Here is a 16138-nt window from a genome sequence, read left to right on the forward strand (position 1 = left end):
TCCCGTCCACGCCGATAGCGCTATTTTGCCATGGGGAAATAGCGTTTGGCGAGGCGCGACAGCAGCGGTTCCAGCGCCACCGCCAGGATCATTTTCAACGGACGGCGCGCCACGGACTTCACCGCCCATCCGGCGACGCCCGCCGGACCGTAACGCAGTGCGGTCAGCAGAGCGAGTTTGCCGACGATTTTCAAACCGGGCTTCACCTTCTGTCCCGCCCGCTGCCATTTATTGCTCATCGTTTACCTCTTTATCAGAGCTGACGGAAGCGGCTGCGCAACGTAAAGGTATCGGACGTCACGTAGCGTTCCATCTCGCGTAACCGCTGTTCGCCAGCGGCCAGTTCGGCATCGACCGCGTCCAGCAAGTCGCGGCTGGTGGGCTGATGCTCGCCGTTCATGGCCCCTTCCGGCATCGGATCGAGGGCAAAGGTCAGAATGACGTAGGCGACGAGGACGAAGAAAAACAGGCCGAACAGCATCGCCAGCACGGTAATAATTCGAATCAGCTTCACCGGCACGTCGAGGTACTCGGCAATGCCGGCACAGACCCCTTTCACCATGCCCCGCTGCGGGATTCGCCACAGCTTTTTGTTAAAATCCAGCGCCATTATTTGTCTCTCCAGTTTGGATGCTCGGCATCAAGAATCGCCTCCAGCGCCTGAATGCGTTCGCGCATTCGCTTCGCGTCATCGGTCAGCTGCAGCAGACGCTGCTGCTCGCCCTGCGAAAGCTCACCCGAACGGGAGCGGTTGCTGTAGTGAAGCCAGAGCCAAATTGGCAATACGAACAGCACAAACAGCGTCAGCGGTATGCCAAAAAAAAGCGCGCTCATAATAACTCCTTATCATGTATGAGCAGCGGCGCGGGGATGGCGCGCCGCTGGAATAATTATTCGTTATCTTGCTTCATTTTGGCTTTCAGCGCGGCCAACTGCTCGCTGATTTCATCGTCCGCCTTCAGCTCAGCAAACTGCTGGTCCAGCGACGGCTGTTTACCAAAGCGGTGGCTCTCAGCCTCGGCTTCCATATGATCGATACGACGTTCAAAGGACTCGAAGCGGGCCATCGCTTCATCCAGTTTACCGCTGTCCAACTGACGACGCACATCGCGGGACGAACTGGCCGCCTGATGACGCAGCGCCAGCGACTGCTGACGGGCGCGGGTTTCGCTCAGCTTGTTTTCCAGCTCGCCAATCTCTTTTTTCATTCGCGCCAGCGTTTCATCCACCAGCGTGACTTCATGCTCCAGCGTATCGATAACGTCGGTCAGCTTTTGTTTTTCAATCAGCGCCGCGCGCGCCAGATCTTCTTTATCTTTGCGCAGCGCCAGCTCGGCTTTCTCCTGCCACTCAACCTGTTGCGCCAGCGCACGTTCCACGCGGCGGGTCAGGTCTTTCTTTTCGGCCAGCGCGCGGGCGGAGGTGGAGCGCACTTCCACCAGCGTATCTTCCATTTCCTGGATCATCAGTCGCACCAGCTTCTGCGGATCTTCTGCTTTCTCGAGCAGCGAGTTGATGTTGGCGTTCACGATGTCGGCAAAACGAGAAAAAATACCCATTGTTCAATCCTCATAGTTCTGTGTTTCGGGCTTAGCCCTGCGTAATGCTTATTACAACTTCCGTGCCAACTTTTTATCTCATTGATTATAAAAGAGGTGATTGAATTTTGCGCCGCAAACGCCTACAGTGAAATGGCGAATTACACCAACAAGTGGCGAATTTCATCATGGCAGAATACAAAGATAACCTTCTCGGCGAGGACAACCGCTTTCTCGAAGTGCTGGAGCAGGTTTCCCGGCTGGCGCCGCTGAATAAACCGGTGCTGATTATCGGTGAGCGCGGGACGGGCAAGGAGCTTATCGCCAACCGTCTGCACTACCTCTCCTCCTGCTGGCAGGGGCCGTTTATTTCGCTCAACTGCGCGGCGCTGAATGAAAACCTGCTCGATTCCGAGCTGTTCGGCCATGAGGCCGGCGCCTTTACCGGCGCGCAAAAGCGTCATCCAGGCCGTTTCGAGCGCGCCGATGGCGGCACGTTGTTCCTTGATGAACTGGCCACCGCGCCAATGCTGGTACAGGAGAAACTGCTGCGCGTCATTGAATACGGCGAGCTCGAACGCGTCGGCGGCAGTCAGCCATTGCAGGTCAACGTCCGCCTGGTCTGCGCTACCAACGCCGATCTGCCCCAGCAGGTTGCGGAAGGCACCTTCCGCGCCGACCTGCTTGACCGTCTGGCGTTTGACGTGGTGCTGCTACCGCCCTTACGCGAGCGCCAGAGCGATATCATGCTGATGGCCGAACATTTTGCGATTCAGATGTGCCGCGAGCTGAAGCTGCCGCTGTTCCCGGGCTTTACCGAACGCGCGCGCGACACGCTGCGTCTCTACCGCTGGCCGGGTAATATTCGCGAACTGAAAAACGTGGTGGAGCGTTCAGTTTATCGCCATGGCTCCATTGATGAACCGCTGGACGACATTATTATCGACCCCTTCCACCGCCAGCCCGCCATCAGCAGCGCAACGGAAGAGGCTACCGCCCGCCCCGCGCTGCCGCTTAACCTGCGCCAGTTTCAGCTGGAGCAAGAAAAAAGCCTGCTACAGCAAAGCCTGCAACAGGCCCGGTTTAATCAGAAAAACGCCGCTGAACTGCTGGGGCTAACCTACCATCAACTGCGCGCGCTGTTGAAAAAGCATCAGATCTGACAACGGCACGACGCGCCGCACCAGCGGCGAATTTTGCGTGGCGATCAGAGAGCAACACGCGGGTGTGATACGCGTTAACCCCACTGATTTGATGACTTTTAAAGCAGTTACGCGCAGACATTTGTACCTGGCAGCCGTAAGTGCGATACACTTTGCAGATCAATCGAAAAAATACAGAAACTATGCGCCTGAATTTGTCACCTTTCCTGGCAGCGTTGGGGTTAATCTGCGGCCAGGCGATTGCCGCACCGCAGCCGCTTGCCCCACCCCATGCCGACATTCGCGACAGCGGCTTTGTCTACTGCGTTAGCGGGCAGGTTAACACCTTTAACCCGCAAAAAGCGGGCAGCGGGCTGATTGTCGATACCCTCGCCGCACAGCTTTACGACCGTCTGCTGGACGTCGACCCGTACACCTATCGTCTGGTACCGGAGCTGGCGGAAAGCTGGGAGGTGCTGGACAACGGCGCAACCTACCGTTTCCATCTGCGCCATAACGTGCAGTTTCAGACCACCCGCTGGTTTACGCCGTCGCGCGCGCTGAACGCCGACGACGTGGTGTTTACCTTCGAGCGCATTTTCGATCGCCAGCACCCGTGGCATAACGTCAACGGCAGCGCGTTCCCTTATTTCGATAGCCTGCAGTTTGCCGACAGCGTACAGAGCGTGCGCAAGCTCGATAGCCACACGGTTGAGTTTCGCCTCGCGCGGCCGGACGCGTCTTTCCTCTGGCATCTGGCCACCCACTACGCGTCGGTGATGTCAGCAGAATACGCCGCCAGGCTCACCCAAGAGGATCGTCAGGAGCAGTTGGATCGCCAGCCGGTAGGCACAGGGCCGTTCCAGCTTGATGAATATCGCGCCGGGCAATATATCCGCTTGCAGCGTCACCCACAGTTCTGGCGCGGTACGCCGCTGATGCCGCAGGTGGTGGTTGACCTCGGTTCCGGCGGCACCGGGCGGCTGTCGAAGCTGCTGACCGGCGAGTGCGATGTTCTGGCCTGGCCTGCCGCCAGCCAGTTAACCATTTTACGTGACGATCCGCGCCTGCGCCTGACGCTGCGCCCGGGGATGAACATCGCCTATCTGGCCTTCAATACCGACAAACCGCCGCTCAATAATCCTGAGGTACGTCATGCGCTGTCGCTGGCTATCAATAATCAGCGTCTGATGCAGTCGATTTATTACGGTACCGCCGAAACGGCGGCGTCGATTTTGCCTCGTGCCTCCTGGGCCTACGATAACGAAGCTAAAATTACCGAATACAACCCGAAAGAAGCGCGGCGCCGTTTGCAGGCGCTGGGCCTCGATAAGCTGACGCTGCGCCTGTGGGTGCCCACCAGCTCTCAGGCGTGGAACCCCAGCCCGCTGAAAACCGCGGAGCTGATTCAGGCCGATATGGCGCAGATTGGCGTCAAAGTGATTATCGTCCCGGTGGAAGGCCGCTTCCAGGAGGCCAGGCTGATGGACATGAACCACGACCTGACCCTCTCCGGCTGGGCCACCGACAGTAACGACCCGGACAGCTTTTTCCGCCCGCTGTTGAGCTGTGCGGCGATTAACTCGCAAACCAACTTTGCCCATTGGTGCAACCGCGAATTCGACAACGTGCTGCGCAAAGCGCTGGACTCGCAGCAGCTGGCATCACGTATTGACGCCTACGACGAAGCCCAGCAGATTCTGGCTCGCGAGCTGCCGATACTGCCGCTGGCCTCCTCGCTGCGGCTGCAGGCCTACCGGTACGATATTAAAGGGCTGGTGCTGAGCCCGTTTGGTAACGCCTCGTTCGCCGGCGTCTCGCGGGAAAAAGAAGAGAAGGTGCAAAAACCATGATTATTTTCACCCTTCGTCGCCTGTTGCTGCTGCTGGTTACGCTCTTTTTCCTGACCTTCGTTGGCTTCAGCCTGAGCTACTTTACCCCGCACGCACCGCTTCAGGGCGCATCGCTGTGGAACGCATGGACGTTCTGGTTTGAAAGCGTCCTGCACTGGGATTTCGGCGTGTCGAGCATCAACGGCCAGCCGATCTCCGAGCAGCTGCGCGAGGTCTTCCCCGCCACGATGGAGCTGTGCATTCTGGCGTTCGGCTTTGCGCTGCTGATGGGTATTCCGGTCGGTATGCTGGCCGGGATCACCCGCAACAAATGGCAGGACAAAGTCATCAGCTTCTTCGCGCTGCTCGGCTTCTCCATTCCTGTTTTCTGGCTGGCGCTGCTGCTGACGATGTTCTTCTCGCTGACGCTGGGCTGGCTGCCGGTTTCCGGCCGCTTTGATCTGCTGTACGAAGTGAAAAACGTCACCGGTTTTGCGCTGATTGACGCGTGGCTTTCCGACTCGCCGTGGCGCCATGAGATGATCGTCAGCGCCCTGCGTCATATGGTGCTGCCGGTACTGACGCTGGCCGTCGCCCCAACCACCGAAGTGGTGCGCCTGATGCGTATCAGCACCATCGCTGTCTACGACACCAACTACGTGAAGGCCGCCGCCACCCGCGGCGTATCGCGCCTGACCATTCTGCGCCGTCACGTGCTGCACAACGCGCTGCCGCCGGTTATTCCCCGCCTGGGGCTGCAGTTTTCCACCATGCTGACGCTGGCAATGATCACCGAAATGGTCTTTAGCTGGCCGGGGCTCGGACGCTGGCTGATTAACGCCATTCGCCAGCAGGACTACGCGGCCATTTCGGCCGGTGTGATGGTGATTGGCGCGCTGGTGATCATCGTTAACGTGATTTCCGATATTTTGGGTGCTATGGCTAACCCGCTGAAACATAAGGAATGGTATGCCTTACGATAGCGTCTACCTTGAGAAGCGCCCGCCAGGCGCCCTGCGCACCGTGTGGCGTAAGTTCTACGGTGACACCACCGCGATGATCGGCTTTTACGGCTGCATCGCCCTGGCGGTAATCTGCATTCTCGGCGGCTGGTTTGCGCCATACGGTATCGATCAACAGTTCCTCGGCTATCAGCTGCTGCCGCCGTCGTGGTCGCGCTACGGCGAGGTCTCCTTCTTCCTCGGCACCGACGACCTGGGCCGTGATGTCTTAAGCCGTCTGCTGAGCGGCGCGGCACCCACCGTTGGCGGCGCGTTTGTGGTGACCCTCGCGGCTACCGCTTTTGGGCTGGTGCTGGGCGCGTTTGCCGGGTCAACCCACGGCCTGCGCTCGGCGGTACTGAACCACATCCTTGATACGCTTTTATCCATCCCCTCTTTGCTGCTGGCGATTATCGTGGTGGCCTTTGCCGGGCCACACCTGACGCACGCTATGTTTGCCGTCTGGCTGGCGCTGCTGCCGCGCATGGTGCGCTCTATCTACAGCATGGTGCACGACGAGCTGGAGCGCGATTACGTCATCGCCGCGCGTCTGGACGGCGCGACGACGCTGAATATTTTATGGTTTGCCATTCTGCCGAACATCGCCGCCGGGCTGGTCACCGAAATTACCCGCGCCCTGTCGATGGCGATTCTGGACATTGCCGCGCTGGGCTTTCTTGATCTTGGCGCGCAGCTGCCTTCCCCCGAATGGGGCGCGATGCTGGGTGATGCGCTGGAACTTATCTATGTTGCGCCGTGGACGGTGATGCTGCCCGGCGCGGCCATTATGGTCAGCGTACTGCTGGTCAACCTGCTGGGCGACGGCATTCGCCGCGCGATTAATGCGGGGGTGGAATAATGCCGTTACTGGATATTCGCAACTTAACCATTGAGTTTAAAACCAACGAAGGCTGGGTGAAGGCCGTCGATCGCGTCAGCATGACGCTGGCAGAAGGTGAAATTCGCGGCCTGGTAGGGGAGTCTGGCTCGGGCAAAAGCCTGATTGCCAAAGCAATTTGCGGCGTCACCAAAGACAACTGGCGGGTCACCGCCGACCGTATGCGCTTTGATGATATTGACCTGCTGCGCCTGTCCAACCGCGAGCGCCGCAGGCTGGTCGGCCACAACGTATCGATGATTTTCCAGGAGCCGCAGTCCTGTCTCGATCCGTCTGAACGTGTGGGCATGCAACTGATGCAAAATATCCCTGGCTGGACCTTTAAAGGCCGCTGGTGGCAGCGTCTGGGCTGGCGTAAGCGCCGCGCCATCGAGCTTTTACACCGCGTGGGGATTAAAGATCACAAAGACGCGATGCGTAGCTTCCCCTACGAGCTGACCGAAGGCGAATGTCAGAAAGTGATGATCGCGATTGCGCTCGCCAACCAGCCGCGTCTGCTGATTGCCGACGAGCCAACCAACGCCATGGAGCCCACCACTCAGGCGCAAATCTTCCGCCTGCTGACCGGCCTTAACCAGAATAACAACACCACCATTTTGTTGATTTCACACGACTTGCAAATGCTGACCCACTGGGCGGATAAGATTAACGTCATGTACTGCGGGCAGACGGTGGAGAGCGCGCCCAGCGAAGAGCTGGTGACGATTCCACATCACCCGTATACCCAGGCGCTGATTCGCGCTATTCCGGACTTCGGCCGTTCGATGCCGCATAAGAGCCGCCTGAACACCCTTTCCGGGGCCATTCCGCTGCTCGAACAGCTGCCGATGGGCTGCCGCCTGGGGCCGCGCTGCCCTTATGCACAGCGCAAATGCATTGAAACCCCGCGCCTGACGGGAGCGAAGAACCACCTGTTCGCCTGTCATTTCCCGCTGAACATGGAGAAAGAGTGACATGGTTGAAACGCTGCTTGAAGTTCGCAACCTGAGTAAAACCTTCCGCTACCGCACCGGCTGGTTCCACCGCCAGACGCTACAGGCGGTGAAGCCGTTGAGCTTTACGCTGCGCGAAAAACAGACGCTGGCGATCATCGGTGAGAACGGTTCCGGCAAATCGACGCTGGCCAAAATGCTGGCGGGGATGGTCGAGCCGACCACCGGCGAGCTGCTGATTGACGATCACCCGCTGGAATTCGGCGATTATTCGTTCCGTAGCCAGCGTATTCGCATGATTTTCCAGGACCCGAGCACCTCGCTGAACCCGCGTCAGCGTATTTCGCAGATCCTTGATTTCCCGCTGCGCCTGAACACCGATCTCGAGCCGGAGGCGCGGCAGAAGCAGATTATCGACACGCTGCGTCTGGTCGGCTTGCTGCCGGATCACGTCAGCTACTATCCGCATATGCTGGCGCCGGGCCAGAAACAGCGTCTGGGGCTGGCGCGCGCGCTAATCCTACGTCCTAAAGTGATCATCTGTGATGAAGCGCTGGCCTCGCTGGATATGTCGATGCGCTCGCAGCTGGTTAACCTGATGCTCGAACTGCAGGAAAAACAGGGGATCTCATATATTTACGTGACCCAGCATTTAGGCATGATGAAACACATCAGCGATCAGGTGCTGGTGATGCACCAGGGTGAGGTTGTGGAACGCGGCAGCACTGCTGATGTGCTGGCCTCTCCGCTGCACGATTTAACCAAGCGACTGATTGCTGGCCACTTTGGCGAGGCGCTGACCGCCGACGCCTGGCGTAAAGATCGCTAACACTGAAGAGAAGGATGAAATACGATGGGTTTTCTTTCCGGTAAACGTATTCTGATTACGGGCGTCGCCAGTAAACTCTCCATCGCCTACGGTATTGCCCAGGCGATGCAGCGCGAAGGCGCCGAGCTGGCATTCACCTATCAGAACGACAAACTGAAAGGCCGCGTAGTCGAGTTCGCCGCCTCTCTGGGCTCCAGCATCGTTCTGCCGTGTGACGTGGCGGAAGATGCAAGCATCGATTCCCTGTTCACCGAGCTGGCTAAAGTCTGGCCGACGTTTGACGGTTTTGTTCACTCTATTGGCTTTGCTCCGGCAGATCAGCTGGACGGTGATTACGTCAATGCCGTGACCCGTGAAGGTTTTAAAATCGCCCACGACATCAGCGCTTACAGCTTTGTCGCGATGGCGAAAGCCTGCCGCAGCATGCTGAATCCCGGCGCTGCGCTGTTGACCCTTTCCTATCTGGGTGCCGAGCGCGCTATCCCGAACTACAACGTGATGGGGCTGGCTAAAGCGTCGCTGGAGGCCAACGTGCGATATATGGCGAACGCTATGGGGCCAGAGGGGGTGCGCGTAAACGCGATTTCGGCCGGCCCAATTCGCACGCTCGCCGCCTCCGGCATCAAGGATTTCCGCAAAATGCTGGCGCACTGCGAAGCCGTCACGCCGATTCGCCGCACCGTCACTATCGAAGACGTGGGGAACTCCGCCGCCTTCTTGTGCTCTGACCTTTCCGCTGGGATCACCGGAGAAGTGGTGCACGTGGACGGCGGTTTCAGCATTGCCGCGATGAACGAACTGGAACTGTAGGCCGGGTAAGGCAACGCCGCCATCCGGCAATGTGCTCCGCATTGCCGGATGGCGCTACGCTTATCAGGCCTGCATTCTCCGGCGTCACTGCGTTCTGCCGGGCGACAACGTTTCCCTTCTTCCCCCTCTGTTATTCCAGTCAGTTATTAATTATCGCCGAACAATATTTTCTCCCTCGTCACGCATGCGCCAGGATATTTACCCATAACGATCCGGCAACATCACCTTCGACGCTGCTGGTTCGCCACCTTCAGATCAAGGAACACCCATGGAGCCACGCCGCGTTTCCGGCAAAAACCACTGGTATCACGAAACCCAGTCGAGAACCCAACACAGCGACGTGATGCCGCTGGTTCCCGAAGCCGCGCACGTAGACGACCGTTTTTTACTGGATCTCGCCCTGCCCGATGCGTTGCTAAACGCCAATCTGCGCTGGTTGAGTGCCGCCACGCGGTTAGCCAATACCCTGTTCCCTGATACCGTCGCCGTCAGCCGTTTACAGACCTTCAGCGCGTACGACAGGCTGAGCACCGCGCTGACCGTCGCCCAGGTTTCCGGCGTTCAGCGGCTGTGTAACCACTATGCCGCACGCCTGGCGCCGTTGCCCGGCCCGGACTCCTCGCGTGAAAGCAACCGCCGTCTGGCGCAAATTACCGAATATGCTCGCCAGCTCGCCAGCTCGCCGTCAATCATCACGCCACGCGCGCGCCAGCAGTTGGACGACGTTGGCCTGACGCTCCACGATATGATTCTCATCAACCAGATCGTGGGGTTTGTCGGCTTCCAGGCGCGAGTGGTGGCGATATTCCAGGCTCAGCTCGGCTTTCCGGTGCGCTGGATCCCCGGCATGCCGGTGCAGGAAGATGCTGACGCCGAACGTTTTCGCCACGAGAACGCGCGCTGGCACAGCGATCTGCCGACCATTGAGGCCCAGCAGGCCAATACCCCGCAGAGTGATGTTCTCGCCCGCTGGCAACATCTGCCTGAGCTGAACGCACTGGCGCCGGTACTGGCGCACGAGGCGGCGCTGCTTGATGGCTTTGGCGAGCTGATTAATGCGTTAACTTTCGCCCACCCGATGCTGCCGCTGGCGGCGCTGATCCCGGCGCGCGTCAATGGCAGCGTCAGCTGCTTTAACCATTACAGCACCCTCTGGCAAGGCGCCAGCGGCCTGCCCGACGCTGTGCGTAACGGCGAGCGCGCGATTCAGGCCTGGAGCCACCACTATCCCTGCGAGCGCGCGCTTGCGCTGGCAACACAGCTGTTGACCCGCGCGCCGGACCGATTTAGCGCCGCTCAGCTGAGCCCGCTCGCCGAGCACGGCATATCAACACCTGACGCAATTGCGCTGCTGGTCTGGAGCGCGCTGAGCGGCTGGCTAAACCGGCTGCGCATCGCGTTTAGTAGCGCACAACAAGTTACGTAAAAGGGTGAAAGAGCGCTTGCTGCAACCCATCGATTCGCGTAAAAATGTCAGCCGCTCTTTTGGCCACGAAAATAGATCAATATGCTTCAGGACAACCCGCTGCTTGCGCAGCTAAAACAGCAACTCCATTCCCAAACGCCCCGTGCGGAAGGGGTCGTCAAAGCCACGGAAAAAGGTTTCGGTTTCCTCGAAGTCGACGCACAGAAAAGCTACTTTATTCCGCCGCCGCAGATGAAAAAAGTGATGCACGGCGACCGCATTATCGCGGTAATTCACTCTGAAAAAGAGAAAGAGAGCGCCGAGCCCGAAGAACTGGTTGAGCCGTTCCTGACTCGCTTTGTGGGCAAGGTTCACCGCAAAGACGATCGTCTGTCTATCGTGCCTGACCATCCGCTGTTGAAAGATGCGATTCCATGCCGCGCTGAACGCGGCGTAACTCATGATTTTAAAGAGGGTGACTGGGCCGTTGCTGAAATGCGCCGTCATCCGCTGAAAGGCGATCGTAGCTTCTACGCCGAACTCACCCAGTTTATCACCTACGGTGACGACCACTTTGTGCCGTGGTGGGTCACCCTCGCCCGTCACAATCTGGAAAAAGAAGCGCCGAACGGCGTCGCCACCGAAATGCAGGACGAAGGTCTTGAGCGCCGCGATCTGACCGCGCTGGACTTCGTCACTATCGACAGCGCCAGCACTGAAGATATGGATGATGCGCTGTACGTAGAAGAAGCGGCCGACGGCAAGCTGCTGCTCACCGTGGCCATCGCCGACCCAACGGCCTGGATAGTCGAAGGCAGCAAGCTGGATGAGGCGGCAAAAATCCGCGCATTCACCAACTATCTGCCGGGCTTCAATATTCCGATGCTGCCGCGTGAGCTGTCTGACGATTTGTGCTCCCTGCGCCCTAACGTCGTGCGTCCGGTGCTGGCCTGCCAAATGACGCTGGCCGCCGATGGCACCATCGAAGACAACATCGCGTTCTTCGCCGCCAACATCGAGTCGAAAGCCAAACTGGCCTATGACGACGTGTCCAACTGGCTGGAGAACACCGGTAGCTGGCAGCCGCAGAACGATGCCATTGCGCGCCAAATCACCCTGCTACAGCGCGTGTGCCAGCTGCGCAGCGAGTGGCGTAAAATCCACGCGCTGGTCTTTAAAGACCGCCCGGACTATCGCTTCGTCCTCGGTGAAAAAGGTGAAGTGCTGGATATCGTGGCCGAGCCGCGCCGCATTGCCAACCGCATCGTTGAAGAGTCGATGATCGCGGCGAACATCTGCGCTGCCCGCGTGCTGCGCGATAAGCTCGGGTTTGGTATTTACAACGTTCACACCGGCTTCACTCCGGACAACACGGAAGCGCTGGCCGCCCTGCTGAAAACCCATGACGTGCATGTTGATCCGGTTGAGGTTCTGACGCTACCGGGCTTCTGCAAGCTGCGCCGTGAGCTGGATGCACAGCCGTCAGGCTTCCTCGATAGCCGCATTCGCCGCTTCCAGTCGTTCGCTGAAATCAGCACGGAGCCAGGCCCGCACTTTGGGTTAGGGCTCGAAGCCTACGCCACTTGGACCTCACCGATTCGTAAGTACGGCGACATGATCAACCATCGTCTGCTGAAAGCAATCGTGAAAGGTGAAAGCGCAACGCGCCCTCAGGACGACGTTACCGTGCAGATGGCCGAACGCCGCCGTCTGAACCGCATGGCGGAACGCGACGTGGCCGACTGGCTCTACGCACGCTACCTCAATCCGCAGGCAGGTAAAGATACCCGCTTTGCCGCTGAGATTATCGACGTCAGCCGCGGCGGTATGCGCGTGCGTCTGGTTGATAACGGCGCGGTTGCCTTTATCCCGGCACCGTTCCTGCACGCCGTGCGCGACGAGCTGGTCTGCAGCCAGGAAAACGGCACCGTGCAAATCAAAGGCGAAGTGGTTTATAAAGTGACCGACGTTATTGATGTCACCATTGCGGAAGTCCGCATGGAGACACGCAGCGTGATTGCCCGACCAGCAGCATAATGCTGTAAAACGGCCCCTGACGGGGCCGTTTTTTTATCCGCGATACCCTTCTCTTTTTTTTCCAGCGAAATTACCCAAATGCGTTCACACTGAATACCAATGACGTGGAAATTGGTCTCATCAAACGCAGGTGTACGAGGGGAAGAAATGGAGAAATCTCTGGCACAAAGTCTGCTCGACCCAAACTCCAGTGAAAGCAGCCTGTACTGGCGTATGTCGCACGGTGAGTCCGCGCTGCATATGGGGACGGACCCCGACAGAAACACCGACCTCGCCATTCCGCTAAGCGAAGAAAGCGTCAGCCGTATTCGCGCCATGACCGTTACGACCTCAAGCGTGGCTATCTCTATTCAGCTCAACGGCTATGACGTGCCTGTTCATCTGATTGGCCGCAAAATCAGCTGTACCGAATGGGCCGGTACCGCCTCCTCCTGGTTCGACACCTCTTCCGTCGCCCGCGATCTTTTACAGGGTCTGCTGTTTGCCGAACAGGTCGTTTCCGAGGCCAATACCGTCATCGTTATTCTCGACCGTGAAGGCAAAATTCAGCGCTTTAACCGCCTGTGCGAGGAATACAGCGGTGTCAAAGAGCAGGACGTGATTGGTAAAACAGCGTTTGAGCTGTTTATGTCCGCCCCGGAGGCCGCCGCCGCCCGGGAAAACGTTGCCCATTTTTTTACTAACGGCGGGCCCTATGAAGTTGAACGCTGGATTAAAACCCGCAAGGGGCTACGCCTGTTTCTGTTCCGCAACCGCTTCGTCCACAGCGGCAGCGGCAAAAATGAAATCTACTTAATCTGCTCCGGCATCGATATTACCGAAGAGCGTAAGGCTCAGGAGCGGCTGCGGGTGCTGGCGAATACCGATACCATCACCGGCTTACCCAACCGTCACGCCATCACTGAGATGATCGGCCACGCCATTGACGCCCGCCAGGGGGACGAGCAGATTGGCATCGTCTATTTTGACCTCGATAACTTTAAGAAAGTGAACGATGCCTATGGCCACGTTTTTGGCGATCAGCTGTTGCAATCGGTCGCGCTGTCGATTTTAAGCTGCCTGGAAGAGGGTCAGACGCTGGCCCGGCTCGGCAGCGACGAATTTATCGTACTGGCGGTCAATACGTCGCAGGGGGCGTTAGAGGCGATGGCATCCAGGGTTCTGAGCCGCCTGCGCGATCCGTTCCGCATTGGGTTGATTGAAGTTTACAGCGGCTGCTCGCTCGGCATTTCGCTCGCCCCGCAGCACGGTGAAGACCCGGAAAGCCTGATTCGCAATGCCGATACCGCCATGTACACCGCCAAGGAGCGCGGACGCGGTCGTTTTAGCATATTTTCCCCTGAGATGAATCTGCGGGTATTTGAATACCTGTGGCTGGACACCAACCTGCGCAAAGCACTGCAAAGCGATCAGCTCATCATTCACTATCAGCCCAAGGTGACGATGAACGGTGAAGTACAAAGCGTAGAGGCGCTGGTACGCTGGAATTCGCCGGAGCGCGGGCTGATCCCGCCGATGGACTTTATTGCCTACGCCGAGGAGTCCGGGCTGATTGTCCCGCTGGGGCGCTGGGTGATGCTGGAGGCTATCCGCCAGCTGGCGCAGTGGCGCGATCGCGGCATTCATCTGCGCGTCGCAGTGAACGTCTCAGCGCGCCAGCTGGTCGATCAATCCATCGTCAGCGACCTCAAACAGGCGCTAAAGGCGCAGCATTTTGCGGAATGCCCGATTGATATCGAGCTGACCGAAAGCTGTCTGATTGATAACGCGGAACTGGCGCTGGAGGTCATCAAGCAGTTTCGTTCGCTGGGCGCGCAAATCCATCTTGATGACTTTGGTACCGGCTATTCTTCTCTTTCGCAGCTGGCGCGTTTCCCTATTGATACCATCAAACTGGACCATCTTTTTGTGCATCACGTACACACGCATTCCGTATCGCAATCGCTCGTGCTGGCGATTATCGCGGTGGCCCGCGCGCTGAATTTACGCGTTATTGCCGAAGGCGTGGAGGATGCAAACGACGATGCATTTTTGACCCACAACGGCGTCGAGGAACGTCAGGGCTATTTTTTTGCCCGCCCCATGCCCGCATCCGAGCTGGAAAGCTGGCTGGCGGCGCGCCAGGGGGTTATAAGCTAAGCTTTTTTTTCACTTCTCTTTTGTCTGTAAATTTTGCATCATTGATTTCAATCGAATTTATTAACAGGATCCCACCATGTCCGAGCTCGATGCGCGCCAGGTTGCCCAACGTATTGATACCGTATTGGATATTCTGGTCGGCGGCGATACCCACTCCGCCATCAATAATCTGGAAATATTAAAAGCCGAGCTGCTGGCGTATGCCGCAGATGAACGCGATGCCAAAACAGGTCAGCCTAAATCCCCGTGGGAAATCTGACGCCATTTGCCCTGCCATCGCGTAACGGACGCCTTAGCATAGAGAAATTAATCGATTTATTATGAACGCCCGACAGCAAACTATTCTCCAACTGGTCATTGATAAAGGCCGTATGAGCGTCGCCGATCTGGCGAAAATGACCGGCGTATCGGAAGTGACGATTCGTCAGGACCTGAACCTGCTGGAAAAACAGAGCTACCTGCGCCGTACCCACGGCTATGCGGTGCCGCTGGACAGCGAAGACGTCGAAACGCGCATGATGAACAACTTCGCCCTCAAGCGTGAGCTGGCAGAGTTTGCCGCTTCGCTGGTTCGTCCGGGTGAAACCGTATTTATCGAAAACGGCAGCAGCAACGCCCTGCTCGCGCGCGCGCTGGCAACTCAGGCGGATATCACCATTATTACGGTCAGCAGCTATATTGCCCATCTGCTCAAAGAGACGCCGGGGGAAGTGATTCTGCTGGGCGGCATTTACCAGAAAAAAAGCGAGAGCATGGTCGGCCCACTGACGCGTCAGTATATTCAGCAGGTGCATTTCAGTAAGGCGTTTATCGGCATTGACGGCTGGCAGCCAGAGACTGGCTTTACCGGCCGCGATATGATGCGTGCCGATATCGTCAACGCCGTGCTGGAAAAAGGCAGCGAGGCGATTGTACTTAGCGACAGCTCGAAATTCGGTGCGATTCACCCTTACGCGCTCGGCCCGATGAGCGCATTCAACCGGGTGATCACCGACGATAATCTGACCACCGAAAAGCAGCTTCAGCTTGAGCAAACGGGTCTGACCGTGAACATCGTTAAACGCCCGTAACGCCTTGACCCGATGCGCACCGCGTCGGGTTGTTTCCCTTTCCCGCCCCGCCTCGCTATGAGATTTTTCCGACCACGGAATTAAGAGTTTTTACCTGTCTACAACATCACAAAACCGTAAAATTAATGTTAGCGATATAACAGGAAGTAACTATCACTTGCGTGACTTTTAGCAGCAAAATTTACAACCTGCGCAACAAGCTTTACGGGAGAGGACCGCCTGCGATGTCTATAATGACGGTAGCGCTTCCGTGAATAGAAACATTCAGGAGAAACAAAATGACTTCAATGAGCAAAAAAATGGCTGCCGCGATGGTAGCAGTAACACTGGTCATGTCGCTGAGCGCATGTTCTAACTGGTCTAAACGTGACCGTAACACCGCGCTGGGTGCAGGTGCAGGTGCCATCGGTGGCGCAGTATTAACGGACGGCAGCGCCCTGGGTACGCTGGGTGGCGCGGCGGTTGGCGGGATTATCGGCCATCAGGTTGGCAAGTAAGTCGCACG

The 16138-nt window shown here is 57.8% G+C and carries 17 protein-coding genes; 13 read left to right on the forward strand and 4 right to left on the reverse strand.

Annotation, left to right across the window (positions count from 1 at the left end; genetic code table 11):
* Positions 1-20: 20 nt before the first annotated feature.
* The 4 genes from pspD to pspA are packed head-to-tail and all read right to left on the reverse strand — an operon-like array spanning position 21 to position 1559.
* Positions 21-239, reverse strand: coding sequence for a phage shock protein PspD (gene pspD / locus V6942_RS00105; RefSeq protein WP_106928981.1), 219 nt, complete (start codon positions 237-239; stop codon positions 21-23).
* 14 nt (positions 240-253) lie between these two features.
* Complete coding sequence (gene pspC / locus V6942_RS00110; protein WP_182930645.1) at positions 254-613, reverse strand: envelope stress response membrane protein PspC; 360 nt, start codon at positions 611-613, stop codon at positions 254-256.
* Entirely contained in the window at positions 610-834 is a 225-nt protein-coding gene (pspB, locus tag V6942_RS00115) for an envelope stress response membrane protein PspB (protein WP_333500677.1), read from the reverse strand. The genes pspC and pspB overlap by 4 nt, the downstream gene beginning before the upstream one ends.
* 56 nt (positions 835-890) lie before the next feature.
* Positions 891-1559 (reverse strand): phage shock protein PspA, encoded by a 669-nt coding sequence (pspA, locus tag V6942_RS00120; RefSeq protein WP_106928987.1) that lies wholly within the window; start codon positions 1557-1559, stop codon positions 891-893.
* Positions 1560-1726: 167 nt separating this feature from the next.
* On the opposite strand from pspA, the gene pspF reads away from it, so the two are divergent.
* The 13 genes from pspF (at position 1727) to osmB (ending at position 16130) form a co-directional block, all read left to right on the forward strand.
* On the forward strand, positions 1727-2701 hold the full coding sequence (gene pspF / locus V6942_RS00125) for a phage shock protein operon transcriptional activator (RefSeq protein WP_333500678.1): 975 nt from the start codon (positions 1727-1729) through the stop codon (positions 2699-2701).
* Between the two features lie 182 nt (positions 2702-2883).
* On the forward strand, positions 2884-4533 hold the full coding sequence (gene sapA, locus V6942_RS00130) for an ABC transporter substrate-binding protein SapA (RefSeq protein ID WP_106928991.1): 1650 nt from the start codon (positions 2884-2886) through the stop codon (positions 4531-4533).
* Complete coding sequence (gene sapB / locus V6942_RS00135) at positions 4530-5495, forward strand: putrescine export ABC transporter permease SapB (protein WP_333500679.1); 966 nt, start codon at positions 4530-4532, stop codon at positions 5493-5495. The genes sapA and sapB overlap by 4 nt, the downstream gene beginning before the upstream one ends.
* Positions 5482-6372, forward strand: a complete 891-nt coding sequence (sapC, locus tag V6942_RS00140) for a putrescine export ABC transporter permease SapC (RefSeq protein ID WP_106928994.1) — start codon at positions 5482-5484, stop codon at positions 6370-6372. The genes sapB and sapC overlap by 14 nt, the downstream gene beginning before the upstream one ends.
* Entirely contained in the window at positions 6372-7364 is a 993-nt protein-coding gene (sapD, locus tag V6942_RS00145; RefSeq protein WP_106928996.1) for a putrescine export ABC transporter ATP-binding protein SapD, read from the forward strand. The genes sapC and sapD overlap by 1 nt, the downstream gene beginning before the upstream one ends.
* Before the next feature lies 1 nt (position 7365).
* Positions 7366-8172 carry a putrescine export ABC transporter ATP-binding protein SapF gene (sapF, locus tag V6942_RS00150; RefSeq protein WP_106928998.1) on the forward strand — a complete coding sequence of 269 codons (807 nt, stop codon included), beginning with the start codon at positions 7366-7368 and terminating at the stop codon, positions 8170-8172.
* Positions 8173-8196: 24 nt separating this feature from the next.
* Positions 8197-8982, forward strand: a complete 786-nt coding sequence (gene fabI, locus V6942_RS00155; protein ID WP_106928999.1) for an enoyl-ACP reductase FabI — start codon at positions 8197-8199, stop codon at positions 8980-8982.
* Between the two features lie 268 nt (positions 8983-9250).
* Complete coding sequence (locus V6942_RS00160; RefSeq protein ID WP_106929001.1) at positions 9251-10408, forward strand: carboxymuconolactone decarboxylase family protein; 1158 nt, start codon at positions 9251-9253, stop codon at positions 10406-10408.
* A gap of 81 nt (positions 10409-10489) precedes the next feature.
* Complete coding sequence (locus tag V6942_RS00165) at positions 10490-12424, forward strand: exoribonuclease II (protein WP_106929003.1); 1935 nt, start codon at positions 10490-10492, stop codon at positions 12422-12424.
* 147 nt (positions 12425-12571) lie between these two features.
* A complete protein-coding gene (gene pdeR, locus V6942_RS00170; RefSeq protein ID WP_333500680.1) occupies positions 12572-14563 on the forward strand; it encodes a cyclic di-GMP phosphodiesterase in 1992 nt (663 codons plus the stop codon).
* A gap of 76 nt (positions 14564-14639) precedes the next feature.
* Positions 14640-14822: a hypothetical protein gene (locus V6942_RS00175; RefSeq protein ID WP_106929007.1), complete on the forward strand. Its 183-nt coding sequence runs from the start codon at positions 14640-14642 to the stop codon at positions 14820-14822.
* A 61-nt stretch (positions 14823-14883) separates the two neighbouring features.
* Positions 14884-15633: a DNA-binding transcriptional regulator YciT gene (locus V6942_RS00180; protein ID WP_106929009.1), complete on the forward strand. Its 750-nt coding sequence runs from the start codon at positions 14884-14886 to the stop codon at positions 15631-15633.
* 278 nt (positions 15634-15911) lie between these two features.
* Complete coding sequence (gene osmB / locus V6942_RS00185) at positions 15912-16130, forward strand: osmotically-inducible lipoprotein OsmB (RefSeq protein WP_064545993.1); 219 nt, start codon at positions 15912-15914, stop codon at positions 16128-16130.
* Positions 16131-16138 lie beyond the last annotated feature (8 nt).

The sequence above is a fragment of the Kluyvera genomosp. 2 genome (assembly GCF_036759865.1).
Taxonomy (GTDB): Bacteria; Pseudomonadota; Gammaproteobacteria; order Enterobacterales; family Enterobacteriaceae; genus Kluyvera; species Kluyvera ascorbata_B.